We start from the raw sequence: 856 nt of genomic DNA on the forward strand, positions 1-856 counted from the left end.
CTATATCCTTCTACAATTTTTTGATACATAGTAGAATAGGCATATGCAGCTCCCATTCCAATATCATCGAAACCATATCCATTTTTACTTTCACGGATACTCTTTAAATATTTAGTCTCTTCATCCCATAATTCTTGAAGATAATCCTTTGACCAAGTAGTTTTAGGCACTGTTTCTCTAATATAATTTGCGTAACCAGCGTCTAAGGCAAACCTATCATGTATATATGCGTTTTCCTGATTTTCCCCATCGGCTTCATCTGAATGCCCTATCCTCCGGCATACGTCCTTGCCGGATGTTACGGTCATTTTTTCTTGCGATTCATTTGCCTTATGCTTTTTATGAGAAAGCTCTATAGTTTTCATATGATCGCCTTTTTGATGACCGTACAATGAAGATACGGTATTCTGACCAAAACCAATGTGCATACTTCTATTTCTCCAATCAGTTTATCTGAATTGTACCGTCTGCTATAACAAACTGTACATTCAACTCAGACATAATATCTTTGTGCTGTGTCCGGTTATATGCTAAAATTTTCCGGATATCACTTGCGTAATCCTGATAGGTCAGATTCCCGCCCGGATTTAACTGAATTTTCAACGCCTAATCCCATATTAACTCCTTTTGTTTTGCCATTACGATAATCACAACCACAACACTCCACAAAATATTTCATTATTCTGACCTAGTTTTCCCTTTTCTTCGGTCCTTTCGGCTGGTGATAAATTGCTGAATACTCTGCCGTCCTGCCAAGAACTGTTTTTCCACTTCATTCTGGGCAATTCTCTCCACTACCTTCAATACCTTGTTTGTAATCTTTTCTTTCTTCAAAATTATAGAAATTGATACTATG

1 protein-coding gene and 1 pseudogene are annotated in these 856 nt (G+C 37.1%); both read right to left on the reverse strand.

The features are described from left to right. Positions 1-428, reverse strand: a pseudogene (locus tag WMO43_RS14090) (hypothetical protein); the annotation flags it as partial. A gap of 16 nt (positions 429-444) precedes the next feature. Further along, the gene (locus WMO43_RS14095; RefSeq protein WP_006859191.1) at positions 445-603 is read right to left on the reverse strand and encodes a hypothetical protein; all 159 of its coding nucleotides are present in this window, start codon (positions 601-603) and stop codon (positions 445-447) included. Between the last annotated feature and the right edge of the window lie 253 nt (positions 604-856).

Source organism: Maccoyibacter intestinihominis (assembly GCF_040096355.1).
Taxonomy (GTDB): Bacteria; Bacillota; Clostridia; order Lachnospirales; family Lachnospiraceae; genus Maccoyibacter; species Maccoyibacter intestinihominis.